At 71.7% G+C, this 15399-nt stretch carries 13 protein-coding genes; 6 read left to right on the plus strand and 7 right to left on the minus strand.

The annotated features are described in order from the left end of the window. The 5 genes from E1J50_RS10880 to E1J50_RS10900 all read left to right on the plus strand — a co-directional run. The coding region (locus E1J50_RS10880; RefSeq protein ID WP_207919185.1) for a chloride channel protein at positions 1 to 529 on the plus strand (529 nt) is incomplete at its 5' end. A 60-nt stretch (positions 530 to 589) separates the two neighbouring features. Continuing rightward, positions 590 to 769, plus strand: a complete 180-nt coding sequence (locus E1J50_RS10885; RefSeq protein WP_132253388.1) for a DUF1328 domain-containing protein — start codon at positions 590 to 592, stop codon at positions 767 to 769. 3 nt (positions 770 to 772) lie between these two features. Continuing rightward, a complete protein-coding gene (locus E1J50_RS10890; protein ID WP_425374926.1) occupies positions 773 to 1636 on the plus strand; it encodes an SDR family oxidoreductase in 864 nt (287 codons plus the stop codon). Positions 1637 to 1690: 54 nt separating this feature from the next. Then, positions 1691 to 1966, plus strand: coding sequence for a BrnT family toxin (locus tag E1J50_RS10895; protein ID WP_132253390.1), 276 nt, complete (start codon positions 1691 to 1693; stop codon positions 1964 to 1966). Next, positions 1953 to 2273: a BrnA antitoxin family protein gene (locus E1J50_RS10900; RefSeq protein WP_132253393.1), complete on the plus strand. Its 321-nt coding sequence runs from the start codon at positions 1953 to 1955 to the stop codon at positions 2271 to 2273. Before E1J50_RS10895 ends, E1J50_RS10900 begins: the two co-directional genes overlap by 14 nt. A 12-nt stretch (positions 2274 to 2285) precedes the next feature. Here E1J50_RS10900 and E1J50_RS10905 read toward each other — a convergent pair whose 3' ends face one another. Beyond that, the gene (locus E1J50_RS10905; protein WP_132253396.1) at positions 2286 to 3995 is read right to left on the minus strand and encodes a lysine--tRNA ligase; all 1710 of its coding nucleotides are present in this window, start codon (positions 3993 to 3995) and stop codon (positions 2286 to 2288) included. A 134-nt stretch (positions 3996 to 4129) separates the two neighbouring features. After that, positions 4130 to 4933, minus strand: coding sequence for a transporter substrate-binding domain-containing protein (locus tag E1J50_RS10910; protein ID WP_245516529.1), 804 nt, complete (start codon positions 4931 to 4933; stop codon positions 4130 to 4132). A 168-nt stretch (positions 4934 to 5101) separates the two neighbouring features. Here E1J50_RS10910 and E1J50_RS10915 point away from each other — a divergent pair, with 168 nt between their 5' ends. After that, positions 5102 to 6970 carry a glycosyltransferase family 2 protein gene (locus E1J50_RS10915; RefSeq protein WP_165937831.1) on the plus strand — a complete coding sequence of 623 codons (1869 nt, stop codon included), beginning with the start codon at positions 5102 to 5104 and terminating at the stop codon, positions 6968 to 6970. 12 nt (positions 6971 to 6982) lie between these two features. On the opposite strand, the gene E1J50_RS27240 is transcribed toward E1J50_RS10915, so the two are convergent. The 5 genes from E1J50_RS27240 to E1J50_RS10935 all read right to left on the minus strand — a co-directional run bounded on the left by E1J50_RS27240 (position 6983) and on the right by E1J50_RS10935 (position 15399). Next, positions 6983 to 7576: an SCO family protein gene (locus E1J50_RS27240; RefSeq protein WP_165937832.1), complete on the minus strand. Its 594-nt coding sequence runs from the start codon at positions 7574 to 7576 to the stop codon at positions 6983 to 6985. Positions 7577 to 7670: 94 nt separating this feature from the next. Further along, complete coding sequence (gene cysG / locus E1J50_RS10920; RefSeq protein WP_132253398.1) at positions 7671 to 9131, minus strand: siroheme synthase CysG; 1461 nt, start codon at positions 9129 to 9131, stop codon at positions 7671 to 7673. An 86-nt stretch (positions 9132 to 9217) separates the two neighbouring features. Continuing rightward, positions 9218 to 11902, minus strand: a complete 2685-nt coding sequence (locus E1J50_RS10925; RefSeq protein WP_132253400.1) for a nitrate reductase — start codon at positions 11900 to 11902, stop codon at positions 9218 to 9220. A gap of 105 nt (positions 11903 to 12007) precedes the next feature. Next, positions 12008 to 13612: a sulfite reductase subunit alpha gene (locus E1J50_RS10930; protein WP_132253402.1), complete on the minus strand. Its 1605-nt coding sequence runs from the start codon at positions 13610 to 13612 to the stop codon at positions 12008 to 12010. Then, entirely contained in the window at positions 13609 to 15399 is a 1791-nt protein-coding gene (locus E1J50_RS10935) for a NirA family protein (RefSeq protein ID WP_132253404.1), read from the minus strand. Before E1J50_RS10935 ends, E1J50_RS10930 begins: the two co-directional genes overlap by 4 nt.

Genomic DNA, 15399 nt, shown 5'->3' on the forward strand with positions numbered 1-15399 from the left:
CGTCGCCTTCGCCATGCTCTGCGGCCTCGGCGTCGCGCTCTGCGGCCTCGCCTCGGACGGGACCGTCTACGGAACCGGCTACGAGGAGGCCCGCGCCCTCCTGCACGGGGATGCGGCCGCGCGGCTCGACTTCGCCCCGCTCAAGTTCGCCGCGACCGTGCTCTCCTCGATCAGCGGCATTCCGGGCGGCCTGTTCGCGCCCTCGCTGGCGGTCGGCGCCGGCCTCGGAGCGGCGCTCCGCGACCTCTTCGCGGAGGTGCCGGTCGGTGCGCTCGTCCTGATCGGGATGGTCTCCTACCTCACGGGCGTGCTGCAGGCGCCGATCACCTCCTTCGTCATCGTCACCGAGATGACCCAGGACCACGCCATGATGATCCCGCTGATGATCGCCGCGCTCGTCGCCGACGCGGCCTCGAAGCTCGTCTGCCGGGGCGGCCTCTACCACGTGCTCGCCGAGCAGATCCTGGCCCGCGCCGACGCGTCCGCGAACCCCGTGCCGGCGCAGGGGGCAAGGGGGCGGAACGGTTGAGCTTGGCCCGAGTTGTCGCTCGATTCGCAATCCTCGACTCGGTTCGCCGGAGCTGACGCCATGACCCTCCTGAAATGGGCCCTCATCGCCTTCGTGATCTCGCTGATCGCGGGCGCCCTCGGTTTCACCGGCATCGCCTCCGGCGCGGCCTCGCTGGCGCGCATCCTGTTCGGCCTGTTCCTCGTGATCGCGATCATCATCGTGGTGGTCGCGTTCGTGATCGGTCAGGCGGTGTTCTGAGCGGTGTCGACGCTGCAGGGGCGGATCGCCCTCGTCACCGGCGCGACCTCGGGAATCGGCTACGAGACGGCCCTCGGCCTCGCCCGCGCCGGCCTGCGGGTCGGCCTCGTCGGCCGGGCGCAGGGCCGCGCCCGCGCCTCCGCCGAGGCGATCCGGCAGGCGGTGCCGGGTGCCGAGATCGACGTCTTCGTGGCGGATCTCTCGGCGCAATCCGAGATCCGGCGCCTCGCCGGCGCGGTGCGGGAGGCCTATCCGCGCCTCGACGTGCTGGTGAACAACGCCGGCGCCATCTTCGACCGGCGGGAGACGACGGTCGACGGGATCGAGCGGACCTGGGCGCTCGACCATCTCGGCTACGTGCTCCTGACCCTCGACCTCCTCGACCTCCTGAAGGCCACCGCCCGGGAGGCCGGCGAGGCCCGCATCGTCAACGTCGCTTCGGCCGCCCATGCCCGCGGGCGGATCGACGTCGACGACCTCGAGGGCAGGCGCGCCTACGGCGCCATCAAGGCCTATTCCCAGGCCAAGCTCGGCAACGTGCTCTTCACCTACGCGCTGGCGCGGCGCCTCGACGGCACGGGCGTCACCGCGAACGCCCTGCATCCGGGCATCGTCAACACCGGCTTCGCCCGCAACACGGGCGGCGTCCTCGGCTTCGCCTGGAGCCTGATCCGCCCCTTCCTGATCGCGCCGAAGAGCGGGGCCGAGACCTCGCTCCACGCCGCCACCGCCCCCGAACTGAGGGGCGTCAGCGGGCGCTACCTCGCCAAGGCGCGGATCGCCGAATCCTCGGCCTCCAGCCGCGACCGGGCCCTGCAGGAACGGGTCTGGGCGCTGAGCCTGCGGCAGGTCGGGCGGGAAGGGTAAGGCCGTTGCCGGCGGCCTCCTTGACATGTCAGGTTTCTGTACGTACAGAAAATCATGAATTTCACCTACGGCGAGCCGAAGCGCCGAGCGAATATCGCTAAGCATGGCTTCGACTTCGCCGATTTCGAGGTGGCTTTCAGCTTCGAGCGGTTCTTCACCATTCGGGCGAATCCGAGCGCGACAGGCCTGGCGCGCTTCAAGCTGATCGGATCCTGGCACGGCCGGACCGTCGTCGTCGCGATCGTCTCGCCTCTGGGATCCGAGGCCGTCGACATCGTGAGTGTTCGCCCTGCCAACGCGAAGGAAAGGGCCTTCTATGCCGAAGCCTGAGCATGCGCCCGGCTACGTGCCGAACCCTGGCTACACGCAGGACGATTGGGACGCGGTGTCCGACAACCCGGCCCTGACCGACGACGAGCTGGCCGCTGCGCGTCCCGGTCCCGACGGGATGCCGCCCGGCGTGGCGGCCGCCTTCGTCAGCCGCATCGGCCGGCCGAAGGCCGAGCGGCGCAAGGTGCCGGTCACGATCCGGCTCGATCCGGACGTGGTCGCGGCCTTCAAGGCGACCGGCCCGGGCTGGCAGACCCGGATGAACGACGCGCTTCGAGCGGCCGCCCGCGACCTGTCGGCCGCCTGACAGCCCTGGCCCTCAATCCGCCTTCGCAAGCCCCGCCTTGAACGCTGCGTGCTCGGTCACGAGCGCGCCGGACAGCGCCCTCGCGATCAGGGCGCGGGTCTCCTCCACCCCGTAGAGGGCGACGAAGGAGCCGAAGCGGGGTCCGCGGGCCTCGCCGAACAGGATGTTGTAGATCGTGGTGAACCACGCCTGCGACACGCCGGGCCGCCCGTCCGGGCTCTTGGCCTTGCCGGACAGGTCCGGGAAGTGGCGGCGGCCCACCTCGTAGACCACCGCTTGGAGCGCCTCGGGGTCGGTCGATCCTGCGTGGTCGGCCAGCGCCTGCGAGAGGTCGGCGAGCGCCGCCCGCTCCTCCTCCGTCGGGGGCCGGTAGGTCTTCGCGGGCCGCACGAAATCCCGGTAATAGGCGAGCGCGTGATGCACGAGCCGGTCGAGGCCCGGATGCGTCTCCGGGCCGATCCCGGCCGCGTAGCGCCGGATGAAGCCCCAGAGCACGCCCGGCTCCTCGGCGTTGGCCACCGCCACGAGGTTGAGCAGCATGCCGAAGGTGAGCGTCGTGCCCTTGGCGCCGGCCTCGCCGACCGTCTCCGGCGCCGGCGGCGCGCCGGCATGCAGGTGCCAGACCGGGTTGCCGAGGCGCAGCTTCGGCTCCTGGCCCGGATAGCGGTCGAGGAAGTTCAGGTACTCGTCGACGTGGCGCGGGATCACGTCGAAGAACAGGCGCTTGGCCTCCCGCGGCTTGTTGTACATGAACAGCGCGAGCGATTCCGGGGTGCCGTAGGCGAGCCACTCGTCGATGGTGAGCCCGTTGCCCTTCGACTTCGAGATCTTCTGGCCCTTCTCGTCGAGGAACAGCTCGTAATTGAAGCCCTCCGGCGGCTCGGCGCCGAGAGCCCGGGCGATCTGGCCCGACAGCTTGACCGAGTCGATCAGGTCCTTGCCGGCCATCTCGTAATCGACGCCGAGGGCCACCCAGCGCATCGCCCAGTCGGGCTTCCATTGCAGCTTGGCGTGCCCTCCGGTGATCGGGGTCTCGTAGGCCTCGCCCGTCTTCGGGTCGCGCCAGAGCAGGGTGCCCCGGTCCGCCCGAATCTCGTCGATGGGCACCTGCATTACCTCGCCGGTGACCGGGTGAAGGGGCAGGAAGGGCGAGTAGCTCGCCGAGCGCTCGGCGCGCAGCGAGGGCAGCATGATGTCCATCACCGCGTCGTAGCGCTCGGCCACGAGCATCAGCGTCGCGTCGAACACGCCGGAGCGGTAGCACTCGGTCGCCGAGCGGAATTCGTAGTCGAAGCCGAAGGCGTCGAGGAAGCGGCGCAATTCCGCATTGTTGTGCGCGCCGAAGCTCTCGTGGGTGCCGAACGGGTCCGGCACCCGGGTCAGCGGCTGGTTCAGGGCCGCCCGCAGCATCTCCCGGTTCGGCACGTTGTCCGGCACCTTGCGCAGGCCGTCCATGTCGTCCGAGAAGGCGACGAGCCGGGTCGGCACGCTGTCCCGGGTGAGGACCCGGAAGGCGTGGCGCACCATCGAGGTGCGGGCGACCTCGCCGAAGGTGCCGATATGCGGCAGCCCCGAGGGGCCGTAGCCCGTCTCGAACAGCACCTCGGCCTTGGGGCTACGCTCCAGCCGCGCGACGAGCTTGCGCGCCTCTTCGAACGGCCAGGACGCCGCTGTGGCGGCGGCCTCGATCAGGGCGGGGTCGAGGGAGAGCGGGGACGGCATGGCGGGGAAATATCGGTCTGTTTCAAGGGCGTCGCGAAGCGCGGCACCCTAGTGCGCTTTGCCGCGCTGCGAAATTCCCCAGGCAAGTTTTTGTGCATGCGGCCGGCCGGGCGTCGGACGCGACATCGGATCGGCTAGAACGGGCTCACGGGGAAGAAGCGCAGGTAGATCTCCGCGTACTTGCCGTCGTCCCACAGGCGCTGGAGAGCGTCGTCGAGGGCGCGGGACAGGGCCGCGTCCTCCTGGCGGGTGACGAGGCCGATGCCCTCGCCGAAATAGCGGTTCTCTAGGTAGGAACCACCCGAGAAGGCGCAGCAGCCGCCGGCCTCGAACCCGCCGAGCCAGAGGGCGAGGTTGAGCCCGTCCGCGAAGAGGTACTCCGTCTCGCCGCGCCGGAGCGCGCTCTCGGCCGCGGAGAGGTCGGTGAAGTCCCGCGGCACCGCCTTCGGGAAGAACGCCTTGAGATAGGCCGCGTGCGCGCTGCCGGCGATCACGCCGACGCTGCGGCCGGACAGAGCCTCCGGCGAGGGCTCGGGCAGCCCGGCACCGGTCCGGGCGATGAAGCGGGCCGGCCAGCGGAAAAAGGGCCGCGTCGCCAGGAACTTGCCGCGCAGGGTCGGCGTCAGCGGGATCGCGGCGGCGACGACGTCGCCCTGCCGCTCGTTCAGCGCATCGAGGAGCGTGTCGAAGCGGCGTGCCTGCACGGTGCAGGTGATCGCGAGGCGCTCGCAGACGGCCCGGGCGAGTTCCACCACGAAGCCGGTCGGGTTGCCGTCCGGCCCGGAAAAGTGCAGCGGCGGGAACTCGTCGTCCGTGAGGAAGCGGACGGCGCGGCCCGTCTGCGGCGCCTCGACCCGCTCGCCGCGGCTGCGCGGGTTCCAGAAATTCGGGATCGCGACGCTCTGGCCAGCCGGCGTCTCGGCCCTGGCCTGTGGCAGAAAGGTTGCGCCCGCAACGAAAAGCGCGGTCAGGAGGGCAGCCGCGGCCCTGCCGGCCCGGCCTCGCCTTGACGCTGGTTTGGCGCGCGTGGTGCGCTTCGGACGGGCGGCGAAGGTACGGCTCACGCGCCTCCCCTAGCACGTTCCGGGGCCTACGGGAGCGGGTCGGTGTCGGTCCCCGGGACAAGCAGATCCGCGGCCGGCGCGGGTGCGCTGCCGCCGGACCTCGCCTTCCTCCTGGCCGAGGGGGTGGACCCCGCCCGCCTCCTGTCCGCGGCGGCCCTCGCCCGTGCGAGCGGCACCGACGCCGCGAGCGCGCTCCTGCGCAGCGGATCGATGGCGGAGGAGCCCTATTACGAGGCGCTCGCCCGCGCCCTCGGCCTCCCCTATCTCGCTCGACCGAACGCCCTCGGGCCGGGGGTCCGTTTTCCCGAGAGCCTCGCGGCGAGGGCGGCTCCGCTCGCCGGGGCGCCCGGGCGCCTCGTGCGCGCCCCGGAGGGCGCCGAGATCGAGGGTCTGCTCACCGGCCGCCTCTCCCTGGACCGCACGGCGGGACTCACGGCCCCAAGCCGGCTGCGCAACGCCGTCTTCGCCGCCCTGCCGCATGCCGTGGCAGCCCATGCCGCCGAGGCGCTGGAGCGGAACAGGCCGGACTGGGCCTATCGGCCGGGCCTCTCCGGACGGCAGGCGGCGGCGCTCGGGCTCACGGCCTGCGCGGGAGGCCTCATCCTGTCGGGCCTTCCCCCCGGTCTGTCCCTCGCCGCCGTCGCGGCCGCGCAGAGCAGCATCCTCGCTACCGCGAGCTTCCGGCTCGGCTCCCTCTTCCTCGCCGCCCCGGTCGAGCCCGCCCCCGGCTCCGTAGCGGCGCTGAGCGATCGGGACCTGCCGGTCTACACGGTGCTCGTCGCCCTCTACCGCGAGGCCGCCGTCGGTCCCCGCCTCGTCGGGGCGCTCGCGCGTCTCGATTATCCGGCGGCCAAGCTCGACATCAAGTTCGTGCTAGAGGCGGACGATGCCGAGACCGCGGCGGCGCTCGCCGCGGTGCCGCTTCCAGCCCGGTTCGAGGTGATCGTGGCGCCGCCGGGCGCGCCGCGCACCAAGCCGCGTGCCCTCAACGTCGCCCTGCCCCTCGCCCGCGGCGAGTGCCTCGTGGTCTACGACGCGGAGGACGTGCCGGATCCGGGCCAGCTGCGCCTCGCCGCCGCCCTCTTCCGACGCGAGCCGCCTGAGACGGCCTGCCTCCAGGGAAGGCTCGTCGTCGACAATGCCGACGATTCCTGGCTCAGCCGCTGCTTCGCCCTCGAATATGCCGGACTCTTCGACGTGCTCGGGCCGGGGCTGGCCAATTGGCGGCTTCCGACGCCGCTCGGCGGCACCTCGACGCATTTCCGAACCGCCGTGCTGCGGGCGCTGCACGGGTGGGATGCCTGGAACGTGACCGAGGACGCCGATCTCGGCCTGCGGCTCGCGCTGGCCGGCTACATGGTCGGGGATCTTCCGAGCGCGACCTACGAGGAGGCGCCGGCGCATCTCGGCCCGTGGCTGCGCCAGCGCGTGCGCTGGATGAAGGGCTTCGTGCAGACGACGGTCACGCATGCGCGCCACCCGTTGCGGACCCTGCGTCGCCTCGGCCCCCTCGACGCTTTCTGCGCCCTGACGATGGTGCCGGGCACGGTGGCCTCGGCGCTCGTCTACCCGTTCCTGACCGGCGCGGCCGCCCTCGCCTTCCTGTGGCACGGGCCGGAGGGAGGGCCGGCCTTCTGGCCGAACCTGCCGCAGGGCCTCGCGCTCACGATTTTCGGCGCGGGACTTGCCGCCATGATGCTGCCCGCCGCCCTCGGCGCGGTCCGGCGCGGCTGGTACGACCTCCTGCCCTTCGTGCTGCTGCTGCCCGTCTACTACATGCTCATCAGTCTCGCGGCTTGGCTCGGCCTCGTCGAGCTCGCCCGCGCGCCGGCGCACTGGAACAAGACCGAGCACGGCCTGTTCCGCACCTCGCGCACGGGCGCGCTGCGGAGGCGGGTGCGGCGCCCGTGACGGAGCCGCCGATCAGATGCGCTTGGCGAGTTCCCCCGCCGTCTCGTCCGCCGGCCGCTGCAGGTTGAGGGCGCCGAGGAAGCGGTTCCTCGCGTCCATCACGTAGACGAGGGCGGTGTGCTCCATCGTGTAGTCGCCCCCCTGCGTGGGCACGCGGCGCGCATAAGCCCGATAGCCCTTCACCGCGGCAGCAACCTGCTCGGGGCTGCCCGTGAGCCCGGTGATGCGAGGGTCGAAGCTCTCCAGGTAGGCCTTGAGGCTCGCTGGGGTGTCGCGCTCGGGATCGACCGTGATGAACGCGACCTTCATCGCCTTCGCCCTGTCCCCGAGCGCCGCCAGCACGTCCGAGATCTGCTGCAGCGTCGTCGGGCAGATGTCGGGACAATGCGTGAAGCCGAAGAACACGAGATGCGTCGCGCCGGAGAAATCCTTCTCGGTGACGGTGCGGCCGTTCTGGTCCACCAACGTGAAGGGGCCGCCGACGCTCGACGTCGCCACCGGCGCCCGCTCCGGCACGAGCATGACCACCGCCGCGACGGTGAGGCCGATCAGGCCGAGGAGGAAGGCCCCGAGCGGCAGGAGAAGGCGGCGCGTCCGGTCGGACATGAATACCTCTGCGCGAACACCCGCGCAGCATAGCGCAGGCCGCGTGTGGCGAACCACGCGGAAGCGGCCCTGGCAAGGGGACGTGCCGTCGCCGTCACGAGGCGGCGGCCGTCGCCTCCCGAATGTCGGCCGGCATCGAGGCCGCGCCACGGCCGAGCGCCTCGCCCACCATCAGGAGCGCGGGTCCCTCGTGCCCCGCGGCCGCGACGCGCTCCGCGAGGTCGGCGGCCGAGCCACTGACCACGGCCTGTCCCGGCCGCGTCGCGTTGAACACGACGAGGGCCGGCGTCGCGGGCGCCAGCCCCTCCGCGATCGCGCGGGCGAGCAGGGTGCCGAGGGTGCGCTTCGGCATGTACACGACGGTGGTGACGCTCGGATCCGCGAGCGCCCCCCAGTTCAGGTCCTCGGGCAACGCCCCGCGGCGGTCGTGACCGGTGACGAATTGCAGGCGGCGCGCGGCGTCGCGGTGGGTCAGGGACACGCCGAGGGAGGCGGCCGCCCCCTGCGCGGCGCTCACCCCCGGCACCACGCTGACCGGGATCCCGGCCGCCCGGCAGGCATCGATCTCCTCGCCGGCCCGGCCGAAGACGAGGGGGTCGCCGGATTTGAGCCGCACCACCTGCTTGCCCGATTTCGCGAGCGAGACCATCAGGGCGTTGATGTCGTCCTGCCGGCAGGATGGGCCGTGCCCGGTCTTGCCGACGAGCATGGTGCGCGCCTCCCGCCGGGCATAGTCCAGGATCTCGGGGGCGACGAGATCGTCGTAGAGGATCACGTCCGCGCTGCGCAGCGCCCGCAGCGCCTTCAACGTCAGGAGCTCGGCATCGCCGGGGCCGGCGCCGACGAGGGTCACGGCGCCGCCGCGCGGCGCCTCCTCCATCTGGCCGAGAAGGGCGGCGAGGTCGGCCTCCGTCGGGGCCCGGTCGGGCTCGGCGAAGGCGCGGTCGGTGAAGCGCTCCCAGAAGGCACGGCGTTCGGCGAAGGCGTGGAAGCGGGCGCTGATCCCCTCCCGCCAGTCGCGGGCGGCGGCGACCCAGGCCGAGAATCCCCGCGGCAGCATCGCCTCGATGCGCGTCCGCACGGTCTGGCCGAAGACGGGCACCGCCCCCTCCGTCGAGATGCCGACGACGAGGGGCGAGCGGTTGACGATGGCGCCGAACTTCACGTCGCAGAGATGCGGCCGGTCGACGGCGTTGACGATGGCGCCGGCCTTGCGCGCCGCTTCGACGAAGGCGACGCAATCCGCCTCGTCCTCCATCGCGCCGATCGCGAAGGCGGCGCCCGCAAGGTCGGCGGGCGTCCAGGCGCGGGCGTGGAGCGTGACGCGCCCCGCCACGATCTCGGCCGGTACGGCGGCGAGCTCCTCGCTCGGGGCCTCGGCATAGACGTCGACCTCGGCGCCCGCCGCGGCGAGCAGCTTCACCTTCCAGGGGGCGCCGCCGCTCGATCCGGCCAGCACCGCCCGCTTGCCTTGCAGCGGCACGAAGACGGGCAGGACCGCCAGGGGTTCGAGGCCGGGGCCGCGCGTCTCGCGGGGCTGGCGGGGAGTGCTCATGGTGTCGATGCCGGTTGGATTCGATGCCTGCCGCTCGTCTCCTCCCCGCGAGGCGGAAGGAAGGCGCTGCCGGCGCAACATGGGCCTCAGGCCGCGCTGCGTGCAAGCGCCTCGGGCAGGAGCTTGCGGATCTCGGGTATGCAGGAGCCGCAATTGGTGCCCGCCTTGCACACCGCCCCCACCGCCTCGACGCTGTCGGCGCCGGCCGCGATCACGCCCGCGATCACGTCGAGGCCGACGCCGTGGCAGGCGCAGATCGTGGGGCCGGCGGCGGCCGCCGCGGCGCGGCCCGAGAGCAGCGCGCGGCGCACCGGCGCTTCCGGCCGATCCTCCGCGAACAGGGCCTTGGCGGCCTCCCAGTCGGGCTTGTCCTCGGCCGGAGCCAGGGACAGGCAGGCGACGAGGCGGCCGCCGTCGTAGACAGCGCAGCGATAGCGCCCGCGGGCGTGATCGGCGTACTCGGCGAGTTCCAGCCCCTGGAACAGGCCGCGCATCGTGAGGGCGATCTCGCGGGAGCCGTCCTGCGTGGCGAACTGGAGGGCCGAGCCGCCGGAAATCGTGGCGCGCGCCCACCACCAGCCGGCGGGCGCCGCCTGCTGACCGCGCGTCAGCAGGAAGCCGCGGGAGCGGTAGGCGACGGGACGGGCCCGGGCGGGTGTCGCCTTCAGCTCGGGCTGGCCGGAGACGGGGTCCGGCACGCCGCGCACCACGGCGCCGACGCGCGCCTTCGAGGCCGTCATGTCGCTCCAGTGCATCGGCATGAACAGGGTGCCGGGCCGCACGGCGTCCGTGACGACCGCCTCGAGCTCGGCCGTGCCGTGCGCCGTCTCGACCGCGGCGATGGCCCCATCGACCAGCCCGAGCGGGCCTGCATCGTCCGGGTGGATCTCCAGGAAAGGCACGGAGCGGTGCGCCGAGAGGCGCTGGCTCTTCCCCGTGCGCGTCATCGTGTGCCAGTGGTCGCGCACGCGGCCGGTGTTGAGGACGAGGGGGTACTCCGCGCTGGTGTCCTGCGCGAGCGCCGGCGGCTGCACCGCGACGAAGCGGGCGCGCTGGTCGAAGGTGTAGAATCGCCCGTCCGCGAAGAGGCGCGCCCGTCCCTTGCCGCCCGCCGGCCCCCGCTTCGGCAGCGGCCACTGCACCGGCGCGTTGTCCGCGTAGGCCGCGTCGCTGATGTCGCTCAAGGCCCCGATGTCGAAGTCGCGGGTCCCGTTGTTCTCGAAGCCCGAAAGCGCCGCGTGCTCGCGGAACACGGCCGCCGCCGAGAGGTAGGAGAAGCCCTTGCCGTGCCCGAGCCGGCGGGCGACGTCGCTGATCACCGCCCAGTCCGGCCGCGCCTCGCCGGGCGCCTTGAGGAAGCTCTTCTGGCGGGAGATCCGCCGCTCCGAATTCGTGACCGTGCCGTTCTTCTCGCCCCAGGCGAGCGCCGGCAGCAGCACCGTGCGCTTGCCCCGCGCCTTCGCTGTGTCGCTGTCGGAGACGGCCTCCGAGACGACGTAGAGGTCGAGCTTGCCGAGCGAGGCCTTGATCGCGTCGGCGCGGGGCATCGAGACGAGGGGGTTCGTCCCCATCACCCAGAGCGCCTTGATCGTCCCCCGCTCGATCGCCTCGAACAGGGCCACCGCCTTCATGCCCTCGCCGCTGATGATCCGCGGCGCGTCCCAGAAGCGGCGGACCCGGTCGACCTCCTCGGGGGCGAAATGCATGTGGGCGGCGAGCATGTTGGCCAAGCCCCCGACCTCGCGCCCGCCCATGGCGTTCGGCTGCCCGGTCAGCGAGAACGGCCCCATCCCGGGCTCGCCGATCCGCCCCGTGGCGAGATGGCAGTTGATGATGGCGTTGCCCTTGTCGGTGCCTTGAGCCGACTGGTTGGCGCCCTGCGAGAAGGCGGTGACGACCCGGCGTGTCTTCGCGAACAGGTCGAAGAACCGGGCGATGTCGGCCTCGGTGAGACCCGTCGCGGCGGCGATTGCCGACAGGCTCGGGGCGATGAGGCGCGCGCGCTCGAGCGCCGCCTCGAAGCCTGCCGTGTGCTCGGCGATGAAGCGCTGGTCGAGGGCGTTCGTCTCGGAGAGATGGACGAGGAGGCCCGAGAACAGGGCCGTGTCGCTGCCGGCCTTGAGACCGAGGAACAGGTCCGCCTCCTCGGCGGTCTGCGTGCGGCGCGGGTCGATCACCACGAGCTTGGTGCCGCGCTTCGTGCGGGCATCCACCATGCGGCGGAACAGGATCGGATGGCACCACGCGGTGTTCGAGCCCATCAGCACGATGAGGTCGGCCTCGTCGAGATCCTCGTAGCAGCCGGGCACGGTGTCCGCGCCGAAGGCCCGGCGGTGGGCGGCGACCGCCGAGGACATGCAGAGGCGGGAGTTGGTGTCGACGTGGGGCGTGCCGATGAAGCCCTTCGCGAACTTGTTGGCGACGTAGTAATCCTCCGTCAGGAGCTGGCCCGACAGGTAGAAGGCGATCGAATCCGGCCCGTAGGTCTCGGCGGCCTTGCGAAAGCCCCCGGCGACGGCGCCGAGCGCGGCTTCCCAGGAGACGCGGGCCCCGTCGAGCATCGGGTGCAGGAGGCGGTTGTCGAGCGACAGGGTCTCGCCGAGCGCCGAGCCCTTGGAGCAGAGCCGCCCGAAATTCGCCGGATGGGCCGGATCGCCCGCGATGGCCGCCCCGCCCTGCCCGTCCGGGGTGGCGAGCACGCCGCAGCCGACACCGCAATACGGGCAGGTGGTCCGCACGGCGGACGACGTCTCCGGCTGAGGTGCGGTCATCGGGGGATCCTCGGGCGATGCGTCTTGAGGCGTCGAGCTGAGCAAGAGTTGGGCCGGGGCGGCGGGCCGCCCCTCCGATCCGGGAGAGGCGCCGCCGCAGGCCCGTCAGTACACGTCGGCCTGATAGCGCCCGGCCTTCTTCAGCGCCGCGAGGTAGGCCACCGCCTCGTCGGGGTTCTTGCCTCCGTGCTCGGCGGCGACGTCGATGAGCGCGCGCTCCACGTCCTTGGCCATGCGCTTGGCGTCGCCGCAGACGTAGAAATGGGCGCCGCCCTCGAGCCACTTCCACAATTCTGCGCCGTTCTCGCGCATGCGGTCCTGCACGTAGGTCTTCTCCGTGCCGTCGCGCGACCACGCCAGCGACAGGCGGGTCAGCACCTTGTCGTCCTTCAGCCGGTTCAGCTCGTCCTTGTAGAAGAAGTCCGAAGCCTGCCGCTGGTGGCCGTAGAACAGCCAGTTGCGACCGGGCGCCTGCGTGGCGGCGCGCTCGCGCAGGAAGGCGCGGAACGGGGCGATGCCGGTGCCCGGCCCGCACATGATCACGTCCTTCGAGAGATCGTCCGGCAGTGCGAAGCCGTGCGCCTTCTGCAGGTAGACCTTGACCGTGGTGGTCTCGGGCAGGCGCTCGCCGAGATGGGTCGAGGCAACGCCGAGCCGAAGCCGCGAGCGGTGATTGTAGCGCACCGCGTCGACCGTGAGCGAGACGCGACCCGGATCGGCCTTGGGCGAGGAGGAGATCGAGTAGAGCCGCGGCTGCAGTTCGTCGAGGGATTCGAGGAACACCTCCGCGTCGGGCCGTGCGCCCGGGAACTTGTGCAGGGCGCCGAGCACGTCGAGGAAGGCCGCGTCCCCGTCCGGATCCTCGCCGGCGGCGAGCGCCTGCGCCTTCTTGCGGGCCGGGCCGGAGGTGAGGAGCGAGAGGAGCTGATAGAGGCCGTCGGGCGCGGGCCCGAGAGCGTAGTCGGTGAGCAGCGCCTGCCGCAGGGTCTTTCCCCCGATGATCCGCTCGGGCCGCGCGCCGAGCTCGGCGATGATCGCGTCGACGAGCGCCGGGGCGTTGGCCGGGAACAGGCCGAGGGAATCGCCCACCACGTACTCGATCGGCGTGTCCGTCAGGTCGATCTCGATGTGCCAGGTCTCCTTCTCGCCGCCCGGCGCGTTCAGCCGCGTGCGGGAGACGAAGGTCGCCTCGACCGGGTTCTCGCGGCAGAAGCCGAGCGGCCCGAGCGCGGCCTCCTTCCTCGGAGCGGCCTCGCCGTCCGTGGCGGGCGCCTTGGCCGCGCCGCCGCCCGCGCCGAACTCCTCCTCCAGCTTCTTCAGCATCCGCAGCGTCTCCTTGCCGCCGGGCTGGCAGAGGTTCAGCCGCTCCTCGCTCTTCAGGAAGATCGCGTTGGCATAGTCCGCGCAATTGTAGCCGCACTGGCCGCAATCCTGCTGGGCCATCGCCGCCATCAGCTTCTGCGGCTCCGAGCGCTCACGCGCCATGTCCATGCGCTCGTTGATCGCGATCGACGGGTCGTGCCAGGGCGCATCGCCATTGTCGGCGAGCACCGGGCCGCCCGGCACCTCTCCGGCGCCGATCGCGGTCGCGCCCTCGACCGCTGGGCCGAGAAGCGCCGCGAAATAGCCGGACAGCCAGGAGCGCTGATCGGCCGAGAACGGGGCGCTCTCGGGGATCAGGACGAGGGGAGGCGTCACGTGCTCGCTCATGCTGCGGCCTTCAGGACGGGCTGGTCTTCGGCCAGCGAACGCAGGGAATCGGGGCCCGTGCGGGCGGTGAAGGCCTGGAAGCTCTCGGAGGGCCCCTCGCGGCCCTTGAGGTAGGCGCGCAGCAGCGCCTCGACCCGGCCGGGGCAATCGTCGGCCTTCACGGCCTTCCAGATCTCGGTGCCGATCTTCGGGCTGTCGCCGAAGCCGCCGCCGACCACGATGTCGTAGCCCTCGACCGTGTCGCCCTCGTCCGAGACGACGACCTTGGCGCCGATGAGCCCGATATCGCCGATGTAGTGCTGGGCGCAGCTGTGATGGCAGCCCGTGAGGTGCAGGTTCACCGGCACGTCGAGCTCCTTCACGCTCGCCTCGATGTAGTCGGCGATGATCAGGGCGTGGCCCTTCGTGTCGGAGGCCGCGAACTTACAGCCGCGGTTGCCCGTGCAGGCGACGAGCCCGGCGCGGATGCTCGACGCTTTCGTCGTGAAGCCGAGCGCGGCGACCCGGGCCTCGACCTCGGCGACCTTGGCGTCCGGCACGCCCGAGAACAGGAAGTTCTGCCAGACGGTCAGGCGGATCTGCCCGTCGCCGCACTCCCGCGCGATCTCGGCCAGCGCCCGCATCTCGTCGGTCGTCATCTTGCCGACGGCCAGCACCACGCCGACCCAGTTGAGTCCCTCCTGAACCTGCTTGTGCGCACCGATATGGGCGTAGCGGTCGAAGCCGCCGCGGGGCTTCACATGGGCGGGATCGACCCGGTCGAGCTTGCGGCCGAGCTTCTCCTCGACGGCGGCGAGGTACTTGTCGAAGCCCCAGGCGTCGAGGACGTACTTCATCCGGCTCTTGTTGCGGTTTGTGCGGTCGCCGTTCTCGATGAAGACGCGCAGGATCGCGTCGGCGACCCTGTTGCAATCCTCGGGTCTCAGCACGACGCCGGTGTCGCGGGCGAGGTCCTTGTGGCCGGAGATGCCGCCGAGCACGAGGCGCATCCACACGCCCGGCGCCACGGCGGCGCCCTCCCTCACCTCGATCGCCTGGAAGCCGATGTCGTTGGTCTCCTCCAGCACCGGCAGGATACCGCCGCCGTCGAAGGCGACGTTGAACTTGCGCGGCAGGCCGAAGAGCGAGCGGTCGTTCAGGATCCAGTTGTGCCAGGATTTGGCGAGCGGGCGCGTGTCGAGGAGTTCCTGCGCGTCGATGCCGGCGACCGGCGAGCCCGTGACGTTGCGGATGTTGTCGGCGCCCGCTCCCCGCGCGGTCAGCCCGAGATCGATCAGCCCGTCGAGGAAGGGCTGTCCGTGCTCGGGGGTGATCTCGCGAACCTGCAGGTTGGCCCGCGTCGTCACGTGGGCATAGCCGCCGCCATGCGCGTCGGCGAGGTCGGCGATGCCGGCGAACTGCCAATGGTGCAGGATGCCGTTCGGAATACGCAGCCGGCACATGTAGGAGTTCTGTGCGGGCGCGACCCAGAACAGGCCGTGATAGCGCCAGCGGAAATTGTCCTCGGGCTTCGGCGCCTTGCCGGTGGCGGCCTCCGCGATCAGCCGGTTGTGGCCCTCGAAGGGGTTCTCGGCGCGCTTCCACTTCTCCTGGTCGCAGAGCTTGCCGCCTGCCTTGACGGTCCTCTCCTGCGCCTTGATGTGGATCGCGTCGGGTCCCGTGGGCTCGGTGACGCCGCCCGCGGGCGCCTGCCCCGGGCTGAGGCCGCCCGTCATCCGGGCGGCGGCTATCCCTGAGGCGAAGCCTTCGAGGTAGCGCTTCTGCTCGGTGTTGAAGTCGTCAGCCAC

This window comes from Methylobacterium segetis (assembly GCF_004348265.1).
Lineage (GTDB): Bacteria > Pseudomonadota > Alphaproteobacteria > Rhizobiales > Beijerinckiaceae > Methylobacterium > Methylobacterium segetis.

Bases quoted from the DNA above. Each gene is read 5' to 3' on its own strand.
- E1J50_RS10930 (WP_132253402.1), bottom strand. From the start codon at position 13,612: ATGAGCGAGCACGTGACGCCTCCCCTCGTCCTGATCCCCGAGAGCGCC.
- E1J50_RS10895 (WP_132253390.1), top strand. From the start codon at position 1,691: ATGAATTTCACCTACGGCGAGCCGAAGCGCCGAGCGAATATCGCTAAG.
- E1J50_RS27240 (WP_165937832.1), bottom strand. From the start codon at position 7,576: ATGTCCGACCGGACGCGCCGCCTTCTCCTGCCGCTCGGGGCCTTCCTC.
- cysG (WP_132253398.1), bottom strand. From the start codon at position 9,131: ATGAGCACTCCCCGCCAGCCCCGCGAGACGCGCGGCCCCGGCCTCGAA.
- E1J50_RS10905 (WP_132253396.1), bottom strand. From the start codon at position 3,995: ATGCCGTCCCCGCTCTCCCTCGACCCCGCCCTGATCGAGGCCGCCGCC.
- E1J50_RS10925 (WP_132253400.1), bottom strand. From the start codon at position 11,902: ATGACCGCACCTCAGCCGGAGACGTCGTCCGCCGTGCGGACCACCTGC.
- E1J50_RS10885 (WP_132253388.1), top strand. From the start codon at position 590: ATGACCCTCCTGAAATGGGCCCTCATCGCCTTCGTGATCTCGCTGATC.
- E1J50_RS10900 (WP_132253393.1), top strand. From the start codon at position 1,953: ATGCCGAAGCCTGAGCATGCGCCCGGCTACGTGCCGAACCCTGGCTAC.